General features: G+C 62.1%; 16 protein-coding genes. 1 reads left to right on the forward strand and 15 read right to left on the reverse strand.

The genetic code is table 11. The annotated features are described in order from the left end of the window. Positions 1–158: 158 nt before the first annotated feature. Genes DTW90_RS06515 through phnG form a run of 7 tightly spaced genes read right to left on the reverse strand, consistent with a single transcriptional unit; the run spans position 159 to position 5351 of the window. Positions 159–776 carry a DapH/DapD/GlmU-related protein gene (locus DTW90_RS06515; RefSeq protein WP_149337206.1) on the reverse strand — a complete coding sequence of 206 codons (618 nt, stop codon included), beginning with the start codon at positions 774–776 and terminating at the stop codon, positions 159–161. Beyond that, entirely contained in the window at positions 773–1480 is a 708-nt protein-coding gene (phnL, locus tag DTW90_RS06520) for a phosphonate C-P lyase system protein PhnL (RefSeq protein WP_132519976.1), read from the reverse strand. Before phnL ends, DTW90_RS06515 begins: the two co-directional genes overlap by 4 nt. Before the next feature lie 24 nt (positions 1481–1504). Then, positions 1505–2281 carry a phosphonate C-P lyase system protein PhnK gene (gene phnK / locus DTW90_RS06525; RefSeq protein ID WP_132519979.1) on the reverse strand — a complete coding sequence of 259 codons (777 nt, stop codon included), beginning with the start codon at positions 2279–2281 and terminating at the stop codon, positions 1505–1507. After that, positions 2278–3156 carry an alpha-D-ribose 1-methylphosphonate 5-phosphate C-P-lyase PhnJ gene (locus DTW90_RS06530; RefSeq protein WP_132519982.1) on the reverse strand — a complete coding sequence of 293 codons (879 nt, stop codon included), beginning with the start codon at positions 3154–3156 and terminating at the stop codon, positions 2278–2280. The genes phnK and DTW90_RS06530 overlap by 4 nt, the downstream gene beginning before the upstream one ends. Beyond that, entirely contained in the window at positions 3153–4262 is a 1110-nt protein-coding gene (locus DTW90_RS06535) for a carbon-phosphorus lyase complex subunit PhnI (protein WP_132519985.1), read from the reverse strand. The genes DTW90_RS06530 and DTW90_RS06535 overlap by 4 nt, the downstream gene beginning before the upstream one ends. A gap of 4 nt (positions 4263–4266) precedes the next feature. Beyond that, positions 4267–4875, reverse strand: a complete 609-nt coding sequence (gene phnH / locus DTW90_RS06540) for a phosphonate C-P lyase system protein PhnH (protein WP_149337208.1) — start codon at positions 4873–4875, stop codon at positions 4267–4269. Then, positions 4875–5351 (reverse strand): phosphonate C-P lyase system protein PhnG, encoded by a 477-nt coding sequence (gene phnG, locus DTW90_RS06545; RefSeq protein WP_149337210.1) that lies wholly within the window; start codon positions 5349–5351, stop codon positions 4875–4877. The genes phnH and phnG overlap by 1 nt, the downstream gene beginning before the upstream one ends. Positions 5352–5446: 95 nt before the next feature. On the opposite strand from phnG, the gene phnF reads away from it, so the two are divergent. Further along, positions 5447–6184, forward strand: coding sequence for a phosphonate metabolism transcriptional regulator PhnF (phnF, locus tag DTW90_RS06550; protein WP_149337212.1), 738 nt, complete (start codon positions 5447–5449; stop codon positions 6182–6184). Here the strand turns inward: phnF and DTW90_RS06555 are convergent. The 8 genes from DTW90_RS06555 to mepA all read right to left on the reverse strand — a co-directional run bounded on the left by DTW90_RS06555 (position 6181) and on the right by mepA (position 12850). Further along, a complete protein-coding gene (locus tag DTW90_RS06555) occupies positions 6181–6474 on the reverse strand; it encodes a type II toxin-antitoxin system RelE/ParE family toxin (RefSeq protein ID WP_246664904.1) in 294 nt (97 codons plus the stop codon). The genes phnF and DTW90_RS06555 overlap by 4 nt on opposite strands. Beyond that, positions 6471–6761, reverse strand: a complete 291-nt coding sequence (locus tag DTW90_RS06560) for a hypothetical protein (protein WP_149337214.1) — start codon at positions 6759–6761, stop codon at positions 6471–6473. Before DTW90_RS06560 ends, DTW90_RS06555 begins: the two co-directional genes overlap by 4 nt. Before the next feature lie 84 nt (positions 6762–6845). Further along, positions 6846–7481 carry a 2,3-bisphosphoglycerate-dependent phosphoglycerate mutase gene (locus tag DTW90_RS06565; protein ID WP_132519997.1) on the reverse strand — a complete coding sequence of 212 codons (636 nt, stop codon included), beginning with the start codon at positions 7479–7481 and terminating at the stop codon, positions 6846–6848. A 22-nt stretch (positions 7482–7503) separates the two neighbouring features. Then, on the reverse strand, positions 7504–8328 hold the full coding sequence (gene dapB / locus DTW90_RS06570) for a 4-hydroxy-tetrahydrodipicolinate reductase (RefSeq protein WP_132520000.1): 825 nt from the start codon (positions 8326–8328) through the stop codon (positions 7504–7506). A 23-nt stretch (positions 8329–8351) separates the two neighbouring features. After that, entirely contained in the window at positions 8352–10139 is a 1788-nt protein-coding gene (locus DTW90_RS06575) for an ABC transporter ATP-binding protein (protein ID WP_149337216.1), read from the reverse strand. A 93-nt stretch (positions 10140–10232) separates the two neighbouring features. Continuing rightward, positions 10233–11258, reverse strand: coding sequence for a glucokinase (locus DTW90_RS06580; RefSeq protein ID WP_149337218.1), 1026 nt, complete (start codon positions 11256–11258; stop codon positions 10233–10235). A gap of 37 nt (positions 11259–11295) precedes the next feature. Continuing rightward, positions 11296–11670 carry a methylglyoxal synthase gene (locus DTW90_RS06585; RefSeq protein ID WP_132520009.1) on the reverse strand — a complete coding sequence of 125 codons (375 nt, stop codon included), beginning with the start codon at positions 11668–11670 and terminating at the stop codon, positions 11296–11298. A gap of 124 nt (positions 11671–11794) precedes the next feature. Further along, complete coding sequence (gene mepA / locus DTW90_RS06590; RefSeq protein WP_149337220.1) at positions 11795–12850, reverse strand: penicillin-insensitive murein endopeptidase; 1056 nt, start codon at positions 12848–12850, stop codon at positions 11795–11797. Positions 12851–12879: the final 29 nt, after the last annotated feature.

Consider the following 12879-nt stretch of genomic DNA (forward strand, 5'->3'; position numbering starts at 1 on the left):
AAGACGCGATAAACTGACGACACGCAAACGCCACCGGCGAGGGTGGAGTTGTTCCGCCCTCACTCGATGGTTTTCTTTTTCCGCCGCCCGCGGCGTTGATTGTGACAGTGTATTAACGCGGCTCGATCGCCACGAAATCTGTCCCGATCCGGATCCGGTCAGCCGCCGTAGCGCACCAAGAAATCCTCTGCGCCCAGCGCGCGGAAATCCTGCAACGCGTCGCGCAGCTTTGTATGGTCCCAATCCCACCAGGCGATCCGGTTCATCCTCTCGCCGATTTCCCTGGTGAAACGCTCGCGAATGAGTTTCGCAGGCACGCCACCGACGATCGTGTAAGGGGCGACGTCCTTCGAGACGACCGCACCGGCTCCGATCACGGCGCCATTGCCGACATTGACGCCGGGCAGGATGGTCGCTCCATGGCCGATCCAGACGTCGTGGCCGATTGTGACACGGTTATCGCGACGCCAGCTAAAGAAGTCCGTCTCCATGTCGGCGTCCGGCCAGTAGTCTGCGGCGCGGTAGGTGAAATGGTGCAGCGTTGCGCGCCAGGTCGGATGGTTCGTGGCGTTGATGCGCACGGCAGCCGCGATGTTGACGAACTTGCCGATCGTCGCGCACCAGACGGCGCCGTCCTGCATGATATAGGAATAGTCGCCCATCTCGACTTCGTCGATGCGGCAACGCTCCGAGACTTCGGTAAAGCGGCCGAGGGTGGAATCCTTCACCCGGGCGGTTTCGTGGATATAGGGCGTTTCGCCCAGCTTGCGGCTCATGCGGCGGTCTTTCTGGGAGAGAATTTGCTGACGTCGAGAATGCGGTCGGCAACGGAGTCGCGGACCTCGGTGTCATGGAAGATGCCGAGCAGGGCAACGCCCGCCTTCTTCTTTTCTTCGATCATCTCGACGACTACGCCGCGATTGCGCGCATCGAGTGATGCCGTCGGCTCGTCGAGCAGAAGGATCGTATGATCGGTGATGAAGCCGCGGGCGATGTTGACACGCTGCTGCTCGCCGCCGGAGAAAGTGGCGGGCGGAAGCTGCCAGAGTTCTTCCGGCAGGTTGAGCTGCGCCAGCAGATCGGCCGCCCGCTGCTTGGCGACCGACTGGCTTTCGCCGCGGGCAAGCAAGGGTTCGGCAACGACATCGATCGCAGCGACACGGGGCACGGTGCGCAGGAACTGACTGACATAGCCGAGCGTCTGGCGCCGCACGTCGAGAACGGTGCGCGGGTCGGCGGTCGCAAGATCGACGATCCTGTCCTTGTGATTGATGAGGATCTGGCCGGCATCCACGGCATAATTGCCGTAGATCATCTTCAGCAGCGAGCTCTTGCCGATGCCGGACGGACCGCCAAGCACGACACACTCGCCAGCGGCGACGGAAAAGGAGACATCGGCGACGACGGGCAGACGTATGCCATCGCGCAGATGCATGGTGAAGCTCTTATGGACTTCGGAAACGACGAGGGGCGTTGCCATGGCTGTTCTTTCCGTTCTTCCGTCTCAGACCTGGAGGATCGAGGAGACGAGCAATTGGGTGTAGGGCTCGCGCGGATCGTCGAGCACGCGGTCGGTGAGGCCCTGTTCGATCACTTCCCCGTCCTTCATCACCATCATGCGATGGGAGAGCAGGCGGGCAACCGCGAGGTCGTGGGTGACGATGATGGCTGCAAGGCCGAGATCCTGGACGAGGCCGCGCACGAGATCGAGCAGGCGCGCCTGCACCGATACGTCGAGACCGCCGGTCGGCTCATCCATGAAGACGAGACGCGGGCCGGTGACGAGGTTGCGGGCGATCTGCAGGCGCTGGCGCATGCCGCCGGAGAAGGCGCGCGGCTGGTCGTCGATACGGTCTGCGTCAATCTCGACGCGTTCCAGCCAGTCGACTGCTGTGGAACGGATGTTGCCGTAGTGCCGGTTGCCGATCGCCATCAGACGCTCGCCGACATTGGCACCGGCAGACACGGTCATACGCAGCCCGTCAGCCGGGTTCTGGTGCACAAATCCCCAGTCCGTCCGCATCAGGAAGCGGCGCTCGGCCTCATTCATGCGGTAGAGGTCGCGGTAGCTGCCGTCGCGCATGTGATATTCGACGATACCCGTCGTCGGCATCAGCCGCGTCGAAATGCAGTTCAGCAATGTCGTCTTGCCCGAGCCGGATTCGCCGACGATCGCAAGCACTTCGCCCGGCCACAGCTCGAAGGACACGTTCTGGCAGCCGATGCGGTTGCCGTAGAACTTCGAGACGTCGCTCACCTTCAGGAGTGGTGTATCACTCATTCCGCAGCCTCCTTCTGGGCCAGCATCGCGCCGACATGGCCGTGCGCCCGGCGGTCTTCGCAGTGATCGGTGTCGGAGCAGACGAACATGCGGCCGCCCTTGTCGTCGAGGATGACCTCGTCGAGATAGACCTGTTCGGCGCCGCAAAGCGCGCAGGGCTTGTCGAAGCGCTGGACTTCGAAGGGATGGTCCTCGAAGTCGAGGCTGACGACCTGGGTATGGGGCGGCACCGCGTATATGCGCTTTTCGCGTCCGGCGCCGAAGAGCTGGAGCGCATCCGACATGTGCATTTTCGGATTGTCGAATTTCGGTGTCGGCGAGGGGTCCATCACATAGCGACCGTTGACCTTGACCGGGTAGTCGTAGGTCGTGGCGATGCGGCCGTTGCGAGCGATGTCCTCGTAGAGCTTCACATGCATGAGGCCGTATTCCTCGAGCGCATGCATCTTGCGGGTCTCGGTCTCGCGCGGTTCGAGAAAGCGCAGCGGTTCCGGCGTCGGCACCTGGTAGACCAGCACCTGGTTTGCCTTCAGTTTCTCTTCCGGAATGCGGTGGCGCGTCTGGATGATCGTGGCGTCGCCGGTATGGGTGGTAACAGCGACATTGGCGACCTTCTGGAAAAAGGCGCGGATCGAGACCGCGTTCGTCGTGTCGTCAGCACCCTGGTCGATGACCTTCAGCACGTCTTCCGGGCCGATGATCGAGGCCGTAACCTGCACGCCGCCGGTGCCCCAGCCATAAGGCATCGGCATTTCGCGCGAGGCGAAGGGAACCTGGTAGCCGGGAATGGCGATCGCCTTCAGGATCGCGCGGCGGATCATCCGCTTCGTCTGCTCGTCGAGATAGGCGAAGTTGTAGGTAGCAAGCTCGGTCATTCCGCAGCCTCCTGAATGGGATCCTTGCCGGCGTCGCGTGCCGCTTCGAAGTCGCGGCGCATGCGGCGCACCAGATCGAGCTCGGCCTGGAAGTCGACATAATGCGGCAGCTTCAGATGCTCGACGAAGCCGGTGGACTGGACGTTGTCGCAGTGAGACATGACGAATTCCTCGTCTTGGGCCGGCGCTGTGACATCCTCGCCGAACTCTTCCGTGCGCAGGGCGCGGTCGACCAGCGACATCGCCATGGCCTTGCGTTCGCTCTGGCCGAAGACGAGGCCGTAGCCACGGGTAAACTGCGGCGGTGCCTTGGCCGAACCCTTGAACTGGTTGACCATCTGGCATTCGGTGACCTGGATCACGCCGAGCGAGACGGCAAAGCCGAGCTCGGGCATATCCATTTCGACCTCGACGTCGCCGATCCGGATTTCGCCGGTGAAGGGATGGTTGCGACCGTAGCCGCGCTGCGTCGAATAGCCGAGCGCTAGAAGGAAGCCCTCGTCGCCACGCGCAAGCGCCTGCAGGCGCAGGTCGCGGCTCATCGGAAATTCCATCGGCTCGCGCGTCAGGTCGCCGGTCTCATGGTCGAGCGGCAATTCGCCATCGCTCTCGATCAGGCCTTCCTGTGCGAGAATTTCCGATACGCGCATCGTCCGGCCGTCTTCGGCGGGCCGGTTCACCGGCTCGTCCACCGGCGCGTCGGTGAGAAGAGTCGGGTCGAGCAGACGATGCGTGTAGTCGAAGGTCGGGCCGAGAAGCTGGCCGCCCGGCAGATCCTTGTAGGTCGCCGAGATGCGGCGCTCGATCTTCATGTCGGCCGTGTCGAGCGGGTTCGAATAGCCGAAACGCGGCAATGTCGTGCGATAGGCGCGCAGCAGGAAGATCGCCTCGATCATGTCTCCGCGCGACTGGCGCACGGCGAGCGCTGCCAGCGTGCGGTCGTAAAGCGAAGCTTCCGCCATGACGCGGTCGACAGCGAGCGACAGCTGGGCGACGATCTGGTCTATGCCGATGGCGGGAAGAGACCGGTCGCCGCGGCGGCGGTCAGCGAGCAGGCGGTGGGCATTGGCGATGGCGGCCTCGCCACCTTTGACGGCAACATACATGGGGTCACATCTCCGTTGCTGTTATCTTCGTGGTGCGCGGCAGGCAGAGGAAATGCCTGCCGGCGGTCAGAACGAGATCGGCGCCGCGCGGAAACTGCGCGCGGTTCTCATTCCATACCCTGAGGAAATTTTCCGGCAGTCCCTTCGGAGCGATCATGCTGATGTCGCGGATGCCTGGGCCGGAAAGGGCAAGCTCAGCGCCACCCTCGAGGCTCTCGATCTCCTGAATGAGTGTCGTCGAACGATCCGGATATTCCTGGGTGCCGACCGAGAACTGGCCGAGGGAGGAAAGCGTCACTACGGTTTCGGCGAGCGCAAAGCGGGCTTCCAGCTTGTCGTCGGTCATCGCCGCGCCGGTGTGAAAGCCGAGCCATGCCGGAACGGCCGATTTGCCAAGAGTGGCGGAGAGCCAGACGGGAGTGTCGTGATCGCAGAGCGTCAGGGCGATCGCGCCGGCTGCAAGCCCGAGCGGCGCCGGTGGCACAACCTCGGGAGCAACGGTCTGGATCGTGCCCGGACGGGCCATTGCGTCCATCAGCATCTTGAAGACGCTCTGGGCATTATAGACCGGCTCGGCAAAGCCGCCGGTCAGTGCTTCGTTGCTGAGGCTCATTAGTCTTCTCCGCGAACCATGGTGAAGAAGTCGACGCGAGTCGCCGCAGTCTCCTCCGCCTTCTTGCGATTGCCGGCTGCGATACGCTCTGCCACCGGTGTCAGGATCATGCTTTCGACGAGGTCCTTCGTTGCCGGCTCCTGCCAGAGCGCATCGAAGACTGCCGCGAGACGCGCCTTCTCCCGATCCGTGCCCAGCGCCTGGGAATGGCCGACCGTCCCGGAGCCGAGACGGACGGTCGCGCGCGTCACGGTGACTTCGCCGAGATTGAAGGGAAAACCGCCGCCGCCGATGCGGCCGCGCACCATGACGAGACCCGTTTCGGGGCCGCGCACGGGATGCACGTCCGGTTTGCTTGCGAGCCCGCTCCAGGCCGCATCGAGCTCTTCGTGCTCCGCGCGGGCCAGCAGGTCGATTGTACGCTTGCGTTCGCGAAGCTCCAGGGCTGCCGCTTGATGCCTTTGTGCTGAATTCATCCTGTCACCTCAAAATGTCTATTGATATAGACAACTATACAAGATAGTCTTACAGATAGTGGCGCGGCATGACAAGCGTATGACATGGGAATCTTATGGCAGGCCAAAAACAGGTACAGAGGCAGACGGGCGTAGCGCTCTGGCGGCAGATTGCCGACCGTATTCGCGCATCGATCAATCACGGCGACTTCGATTCGACCGGCATGGTGCCGCCGGAAACGGTGCTGGCGCTGCAATTCGGGGTCAATCGCCATACCGTCAGGAGTGCGCTTGCCGCCCTGGCGCAGGAAGGCGTGGTCCGGGCTGTCCAGGGGCGAGGTACCCTGATCGAGCGCAAGGAGAGGCTTAACTTCCCGATCTCCAAGCGGACCCGCTTTTCGCAAGGCATCGGCGATCAGGCAAGGGAGACCCGCGCCACACTCCTCGACCTTGCCGAAGAAAAGGCGGATGCCGAGATCGCGCGCTGGCTGCACCTGCGTCCGGGAGATGATGTCATCCGTCTCGAAACGCGCGGCGAAGCTGACCAGCGTCCGGTCTCTCGGGCAACGAGCTGGTTTCCGGCCGATCGCTTTGCCGGCATCGGTGACGTCTATCGCGTGACCGGTTCGATCACCAAGGCTTTTCGGGAATTGGGCCTATCGGATTATATCCGCGCGAAGACCGAAATCACGGCAACCCATGCCGACATCAGCGATCTCACGGATCTCGAACTGTCGCCAGGCGCAATCATCCTGATCACCCGCGCGATGAACACCGATCTCGACGACAAGCCGGTCCAATATTCCATCACCCGCTTTGCGGCGGACAGGGTGCAGTTCACGATAGAGAATTAGTTTTCAGGGTGGGGCGGCCATTGCATCGCGGCATGGAGAATTCGGATAATTCTGACCGCATCGCCGGTTAGATCATAGACAACTATGAAATTTCGGCTGACGACAAATTCACGGGTTCCAGACACGCGCCCGAGACGGCCGATATTGGGATGAACTAAGAGGCGGTCCACCGCTTTTTGAAAGAGTGTGTCCAGCTTCAGCGCAGCGATGGGACTGTCTGCTTCAATGTATTCGAAAATATTTAGGCGATCCGCCCTAGCCTCAAATGTCCACTGGAGCTTCAGCTTCAACCGATCTTACCGCCCATGCGACGCAGCGCCTGAGCTCGGCGGTCGGAGAACTCGGCCTCTACATCTTCTCCGGAAATAAGATTTCCGGCATTTGCCGAATCCAGACCGATTTGAACCTGTTGCCGGAACCAAACGTCATGTTCGGCTTCGCTTTGCTCGCGTTCGACATAGTCGCGCATAAATCCGCGCAACAATTGCGCCACCGATTGATCATGCGCTTTGGCGGCATTGCTGAAAGCGTTTTTCAGTTCCTCATCGATGCGGAACGTGAAAGTCGTATCTGTCATATCGAACCCATGTGTTACATCTGATGTACAGCATAACACATGGGTATCTGCTGGCCAACGGTCCAGATTAAACCGTCGACGCACTCAATGCGCGCCGGACATATCGCCCAGAACTTCCTTGGAAGCAACGGTCGAGTCGGCCTTGAGCTTGTAGACCATGGGCACGCCGGTCGCGAGGTTGAGCGAGAGCACCTGCTCCTTGCTCAGGCGGTCGAGCACCATGACCAGCGAGCGCAGCGAGTTGCCGTGAGCGGCGACCAGCACCTTTTGGCCGGCAAGCACGCGCGGCAGGATTTCCGTCAGGTAGTAGGGCCAGACGCGGGCGCCGGTGTCGCGCAGGCTTTCGCCGCCCGGAGGGGGCACATCATAGGAGCGGCGCCAGATATGGACCTGTTCTTCGCCCCACTTGGCGCGGGCATCGTCCTTGTTGAGGCCGGACAGGTCGCCATAGTCACGCTCGTTGAGGGCCTGATCCCTGATGGTTTCGAGCCCGGTCTGGCCGACCTTGTCGAGGATGAGCTTCAGCGTGTGCTGAGCGCGCGTCAGCGCCGAGGTAAAGGCGATGTCGAACTGGATGCCGTAGTCGGCGAGCGCCTGGCCGCCGGTCACTGCCTCCTGGATGCCGACTTCGGTCAGATCAGGGTCCTTCCAGCCGGTGAAAAGGTTCTTCAGGTTCCAGTCGCTCTGCCCGTGGCGAACGAGGACGAGTGTGCCGCTCATGAAATATGCCTCCGAATTAAGGTCAACGTGAAGAAAGCCCGAGAACGTCGAGCATGGAGTAATGGCCTGGTTTCTTGTCGCGCGCCCACAGCGCTGCCTGCACGGCGCCGCGCGCGAAAAGGGAACGGTCGCCCGCATTGTGTGACAGGGTTACGCGCTCGCCTTCGCCGGCGAAGATCACCGAATGATCGCCGATGACGGAGCCGCCGCGCAGCGTCGCAAAACCGATCGTACCAGCAACGCGCGGTCCCGTATGGCCGTCGCGCACCCGCACCGAATGGTCAGCAAGATCGATGCCGCGGCCCTGTGCTGCGGCTTGCCCCAAAAGTAGCGCCGTGCCCGAGGGCGCATCGACTTTGTGCTTGTGATGCATTTCGAGGATCTCGATATCCCAGTCGGCCGGCGGCAGCGCCCGCGCCGCCTGTTCGACCAGCACGCTCAAGAGATTGATACCGAGACCCATATTGCCCGATTTGACGACACGGGCATGACGCGCGGCAGCCTTGATCTTCGCTTCGTCTTCGGTCGAGCAGCCCGTCGTTCCGATGATATGGACGATGCGCGCCTGTGCAGCAAGCCCGGCAAAGGCGACCGTCGCTGCCGGCTTGGTGAAGTCGATCACGCCCTCGGCATGCAGGAAGGCGGAAAGCGGATCGTCGGTGATCGGGACCCCGATCGGTCTGAGGCCAGCGATCTCGCCGGCATCCTTGCCGAGGAACGGAGAACCTTCGCGCTGGATCGCGGCATGCAGGGTAACGCCCGCGGTCTCATGGATCATCCGGATCAGCGCCTGGCCCATGCGGCCTGCAGCACCCACCACCACCAGCTTCATCGCATTGTCGCTCATAATATCCGTCTGCTGTCAGGGTTCTAGAAATGACCGGATGCGGCTGGTCTCTGTAGATTGTTGAGACGAGCGTAGAGTCCGTCCGGCGCCTGCGCAAGCGTCTCGTGGTTGCCCTCTTCGACGATCCTGCCCTGCTGCATGACGACGATTTTTTCCGCCCGCACGACCGTCGAAAGCCGATGCGCGATGACGACGACAGTGCGCCCGCTCATTGCCTCGTCCAGCGCTTTCTGCACGGCCGCTTCCGATTCCGTATCGAGCGCCGAGGTCGCCTCGTCAAGCAGCAGGATCGGCGCATTGCGCACCAGGGCGCGCGCGATCGAAAGCCGCTGGCGCTGGCCGCCGGAGAGCGTCACGCCGTTTTCGCCGACCGGCGTGTCGTAGCCCTGCGGCTGCGCGAGAATGAAATCATGCGCGTAGGCCAAACGGGCGGCCTCCTCGACCTCGGCATCCGTCGCTTCCGGCCGGCCGTATCGGATGTTGTCGCGGATCGAGCCTTCGAAGAGGTAGGGCTGCTGCGAGACATAGGCTAGGTGCTGGCGCAGGGAACTCTTGGTGATGCGGCTGATGTCCTGCCCGTCGATCAGGATCTGGCCTTCATGCGGATCGTAGAAGCGTGGGATCAGGCTGATGACGGTCGATTTGCCGGCACCCGAGGGACCGACCAGCGCCGTCGTCCGTCCGCCTTCGGCAACGAAGTTGACCTTGTTGAGGACAACTTCGCCATTGGCATAGGCAAAGCTGACATCGCGGAACTCGATCTTCGCGTCGGTCACCACGAGGTTCTTGGCATCGGGAAGGTCGCGTTGCCGCGGCTCCATGTCGAGGATGTCGTAGATCATTCGCGCATTGACGACCGCGCGCTCCATCTGAACCTGCAGGCGGGCTAGGCGGCGGGCCGGGTCATAGGCAAGCAGCAATGCGGTCACGAATGAGAAAAAGGCGCCGGGCAGGACGTTCTGATAGATCGAGCGATAGGCCGCATAGGCAAGCACGCTCGCAACGGCGAATCCGGCAAAACTGTCGGTCAGAGGCGACGTGCGCTCGGAGAGGCGAGCGATGCGATTTGCCCGGCTCTCGGCCTTGGCGATGATCTTGTTGACCTTGTTTTCAAGCTCCGCCTCCATCGTGAAGGCCTTGACGATCGCAATACCCTGAATGGTTTCCTGCATCGCGCCGAGAACATGGCTATTGAGATGGACGGCTTCCTTCGTCACCGCGCGCAGCCGCTTCGATACGTAGCGAAGGGCGTAAAGCAGCGGTGGCGCCATGATGAATACCGCAAGGCTCAGGAGCGGATCCTGGAATAGCATCACCCCGAGCAAGGAGATGAAGGTGAGCAGATCGCGCGCGGTCGACGTGATGGTCAGGTTCATCACGTCTCTGATGCCGCTGACGTTCTGGCTGACCTGGGCTGCGATATGAGCCGAACGCGCCTCGTTGAAATAGCCGACCGACAGGGTCATGAGATGGGAGTAGAGACGGCGCTGATAGCGGGCGACGATATTGTTGCCGACCTTGGAAAGCGCAACAGCCTGCCCGTAGCTCGCAAAGCCACGCATGACGAAGGCGATGAAGATCGACAGACAGATGATCCAGACGACATCGGCCCTGCGGTTGGCGAAGGCCTCGTCGATGATCGAGCGCATGATCCAGGCCGTAAACGCCGTGGAAAGCGCGACGATGATCAGGCAGACGATGGCAAAAGCATAGCCCCAGATGTGCTCACGGCCGTTTTCGGCAATGATGCGCTTCAGGATACCTGTCACGGTTTCGCTGCTGACGCTTTTCTTGGTCTCGGGCGATTTCAACAATCGGCTTCCTGTATAGAAACATGCGAGCCGCGAAGGCTCATGGTCTTCGCGGCTCTATAAAGAGTTAGCGGGGCTTTGGCTAGACTGCGCTCAGCTGCGCCATCGGCGACCGTCGGTTGCAACGCCGAAGCTCGACGGCGCTCGGGCATAGGACGACAGGCCTTCCAGGGCCGCCAGCGGATGCGTGACGACATAGGTCGGGATCGTGCGCAGCATTGCCGAATGCGGCGCCTTGTCCTCGAAAGCCGCACGGAATTCTGGCTTCTTCAGCGCCGGAATGATTTTCTGCGAAATGCCGCCGGAGAGATAGACGCCGCCGCGCGCCATGAAGAGCATCGCGACATCGCCCGCCAGCCGGCCGAGATAGGTGACGAAGAGGGAGACCGTCTCTTCCGCTGCCCTGTCGGTGCCTGCCAGGGCATGAGTGGTGATGTCGGCCGGCTCCTTCAGCGTGGGCTCGATGCCGTCGACCTTGCAGATTGCGTGGTAGAGGTTCTGCAGGCCACGGCCACAGAGCACCTGCTCGGCGGAAATACGGCCTTCGATCTCTTCGAGATGCGGCCAGATCTGCAGATCGCGGGCGCTGCGCGGGCCAAGATCGATGTGGCCGCCTTCACCCGGAACCGGGATCCAGGCATGCTGAGCGTGTACGAGGCCAGCAACACCGAGGCCGGTGCCCGGACCGAGAACTGCGCGGGAGGCCATCATGTCGGCTTGCGTGGGACCGATCGCTTCGCGGGCATCGCCGGTGAGGGAAGCGATCGCCAGTGCCTGCGCCTCGAAGTCGTTGATAACAAGAACGTCCTCGAAACCGAGATCGCCGATCATCGTCTTCGGTCGCACGACCCAATGGGAATTGGTGAGCGGGATTTCATCGCCCCTGATCGGGCCTGCAATGGCAAGCACTGCCGAGCGCGGACGCGCGGCAGACTTGTCCAGCACGCCCTTCTGAATGGCTTCGTCGATCGTCTCGAAGCTGGCGGCATGCAGGTTCGGGAAGTGGATTGGCTCCGCGCCGGCATCAGCGAGGATCGAAAAACGAGCATTCGTTCCGCCGATATCGCCCATCAGAATGGGAAAGGGCAGGGGTGCATCACTATGGTTGAGCTGTGGCATGGCCGGATCCGTGTTGCCGCCGGCAGGCGGATTGGTCTTAAAGGGTCTTGATCAGTCGTTCGGCGGTCGCCGCATTCAGGGCCATTGGAATATCATAGACGATGGCAAGCCGCATGAGGGCCTTCACATCGACATCATGCGGCATTGGCGTGAGCGGGTCGACAAAGAAAATAAGCGCGTTGATCTGGCCCGTGGCGATCATCGCGCCGATCTGCTGGTCACCGCCGAGCGGACCGCTTTTGAGCCGCGTCACGGAGAGATCAGGAACGGCGTCGATGACGCGGCCGCCCGTGGTGCCGGTTGCCACGATCCGCCATTTGGCGAGGATGTCCCGGTTGCGGCGGGCGAAATCCGCCATGTCTTCCTTTTTCTGGTCATGCGCAATCAGCGCAACGCACTTCTCGCCAGCCATGAAAACCTCCAACCGCATCCGGTATTTAATCGATTTGACAGCCTTCTATACCAACAGTTTAGTGTTTGAAAGACATGGGACCCGGAAAGGGGGAACCGGAAAGGGTTTCCCCTGATACGACGTCCTATTGCTGCGTTGCCCGCAAGGGCAGATCACCCGGCGGCGTATCACCCGCGGATGCGCCGGAAACAGGCTCGACCGCCGCAGGCGAATCCGTCGCTGGCTTGGCGCCGAAGGTTGCGGCCTTTACGGAAGCGACGGATGGCGTATCGAGAACCGTCTGGCAGGCTTTCGGAAGATCCGAGACCATCACTTCGCGCGGCTTCGGTGGCGGCTTCGCGCCGGGCGGTTTCGGCTTCGGCTTAGCCCACGGTTCCTTGGTAAACCACCAGGCCAGCGACTTGTCGCAACCGTCGCCGGCGGCAACCGGGGCCTGCGGCTTGCAGCCGATCGAGCCGGCAGGGCAGCGAAGGCGGATATGGAAATGCGAATCGTGACCATATTCCGGACGCAGCTTGCCGAGATTGGAGCGGTCGCCCGTCCAGCTCTGGCACATCTTCTTCTTGATGGCAGGATTGACGAAGATGCGCTCGACCTGCGGATAGCTTGCCGCCTGCATCAATAGACGCGCGTGGGACTCGGTCCAGACGCTGTCGTCGACGGTCAGAAACTTGTTCTTGTCGAGCATGGTCGTGAAAGGCATGGTCTCGCGCTCGGTCGCCGTCAGCGTGCGCGGCGGCATCGGCGTCAGCCAGACATCGGCATCGAGCCCGATCTGGTGTGAGGCATGGCCGTTGAACATCGGGCCGCCGCGCGGCTGCGATATGTCGCCGACGAGAAGGCCGGGCCAGCCGTCATTTTTTGCGGCATCCTGTGAGAAGCGCTCCAGGAACGCGATCATGTCCGGCCGTCCCCAGCGGCGATTGCGCGAAGGCCGCATGGCCTGCCAGGTCGGCCCGTCGGTCGGCAGCGCAACCCCGCCGGCAAGGCAGCCCTTGGCATAAAAGCCGATCGATTGCGCCGGACCCTTGGTCGGCAGGCCGACGGCGCCGAAGATCGCTTTCGCGCTGCCGGGCGTCGGGGTCTTCTGCTGAGCCGCGACATCGCCGGCAGTAAGGCCCGCGCCGATGCTTGCGGCGAGGGCTAATGCGCTGAGGGTCCGAGCCAAACGGAAGATCATGCCGTTCCTTGCAAGCTTGCCGGCTATTG

It is taken from the genome of Neorhizobium sp. P12A (assembly GCF_008365395.1).
Lineage (GTDB): Bacteria > Pseudomonadota > Alphaproteobacteria > Rhizobiales > Rhizobiaceae > Rhizobium.

What these genes read in the sequence shown, in the direction of transcription:
- dapB (WP_132520000.1), bottom strand. Translation starts at nt 8,328, where the DNA reads ATGAGCGACAATGCGATGAAGCTGGTGGTGGTGGGTGCTGCAGGCCGC.
- mepA (WP_149337220.1), bottom strand. Translation starts at nt 12,850, where the DNA reads ATGATCTTCCGTTTGGCTCGGACCCTCAGCGCATTAGCCCTCGCCGCA.
- DTW90_RS06560 (WP_149337214.1), bottom strand. Translation starts at nt 6,761, where the DNA reads ATGACAGATACGACTTTCACGTTCCGCATCGATGAGGAACTGAAAAAC.
- phnK (WP_132519979.1), bottom strand. Translation starts at nt 2,281, where the DNA reads ATGAGTGATACACCACTCCTGAAGGTGAGCGACGTCTCGAAGTTCTAC.
- phnF (WP_149337212.1), top strand. Translation starts at nt 5,447, where the DNA reads ATGGCAGGCCAAAAACAGGTACAGAGGCAGACGGGCGTAGCGCTCTGG.
- phnL (WP_132519976.1), bottom strand. Translation starts at nt 1,480, where the DNA reads ATGGCAACGCCCCTCGTCGTTTCCGAAGTCCATAAGAGCTTCACCATG.
- DTW90_RS06585 (WP_132520009.1), bottom strand. Translation starts at nt 11,670, where the DNA reads ATGGCTGGCGAGAAGTGCGTTGCGCTGATTGCGCATGACCAGAAAAAG.
- phnG (WP_149337210.1), bottom strand. Translation starts at nt 5,351, where the DNA reads ATGAATTCAGCACAAAGGCATCAAGCGGCAGCCCTGGAGCTTCGCGAA.
- DTW90_RS06580 (WP_149337218.1), bottom strand. Translation starts at nt 11,258, where the DNA reads ATGCCACAGCTCAACCATAGTGATGCACCCCTGCCCTTTCCCATTCTG.
- DTW90_RS06535 (WP_132519985.1), bottom strand. Translation starts at nt 4,262, where the DNA reads ATGTATGTTGCCGTCAAAGGTGGCGAGGCCGCCATCGCCAATGCCCAC.
- DTW90_RS06530 (WP_132519982.1), bottom strand. Translation starts at nt 3,156, where the DNA reads ATGACCGAGCTTGCTACCTACAACTTCGCCTATCTCGACGAGCAGACG.
- DTW90_RS06515 (WP_149337206.1), bottom strand. Translation starts at nt 776, where the DNA reads ATGAGCCGCAAGCTGGGCGAAACGCCCTATATCCACGAAACCGCCCGG.
- DTW90_RS06565 (WP_132519997.1), bottom strand. Translation starts at nt 7,481, where the DNA reads ATGAGCGGCACACTCGTCCTCGTTCGCCACGGGCAGAGCGACTGGAAC.
- phnH (WP_149337208.1), bottom strand. Translation starts at nt 4,875, where the DNA reads ATGAGCCTCAGCAACGAAGCACTGACCGGCGGCTTTGCCGAGCCGGTC.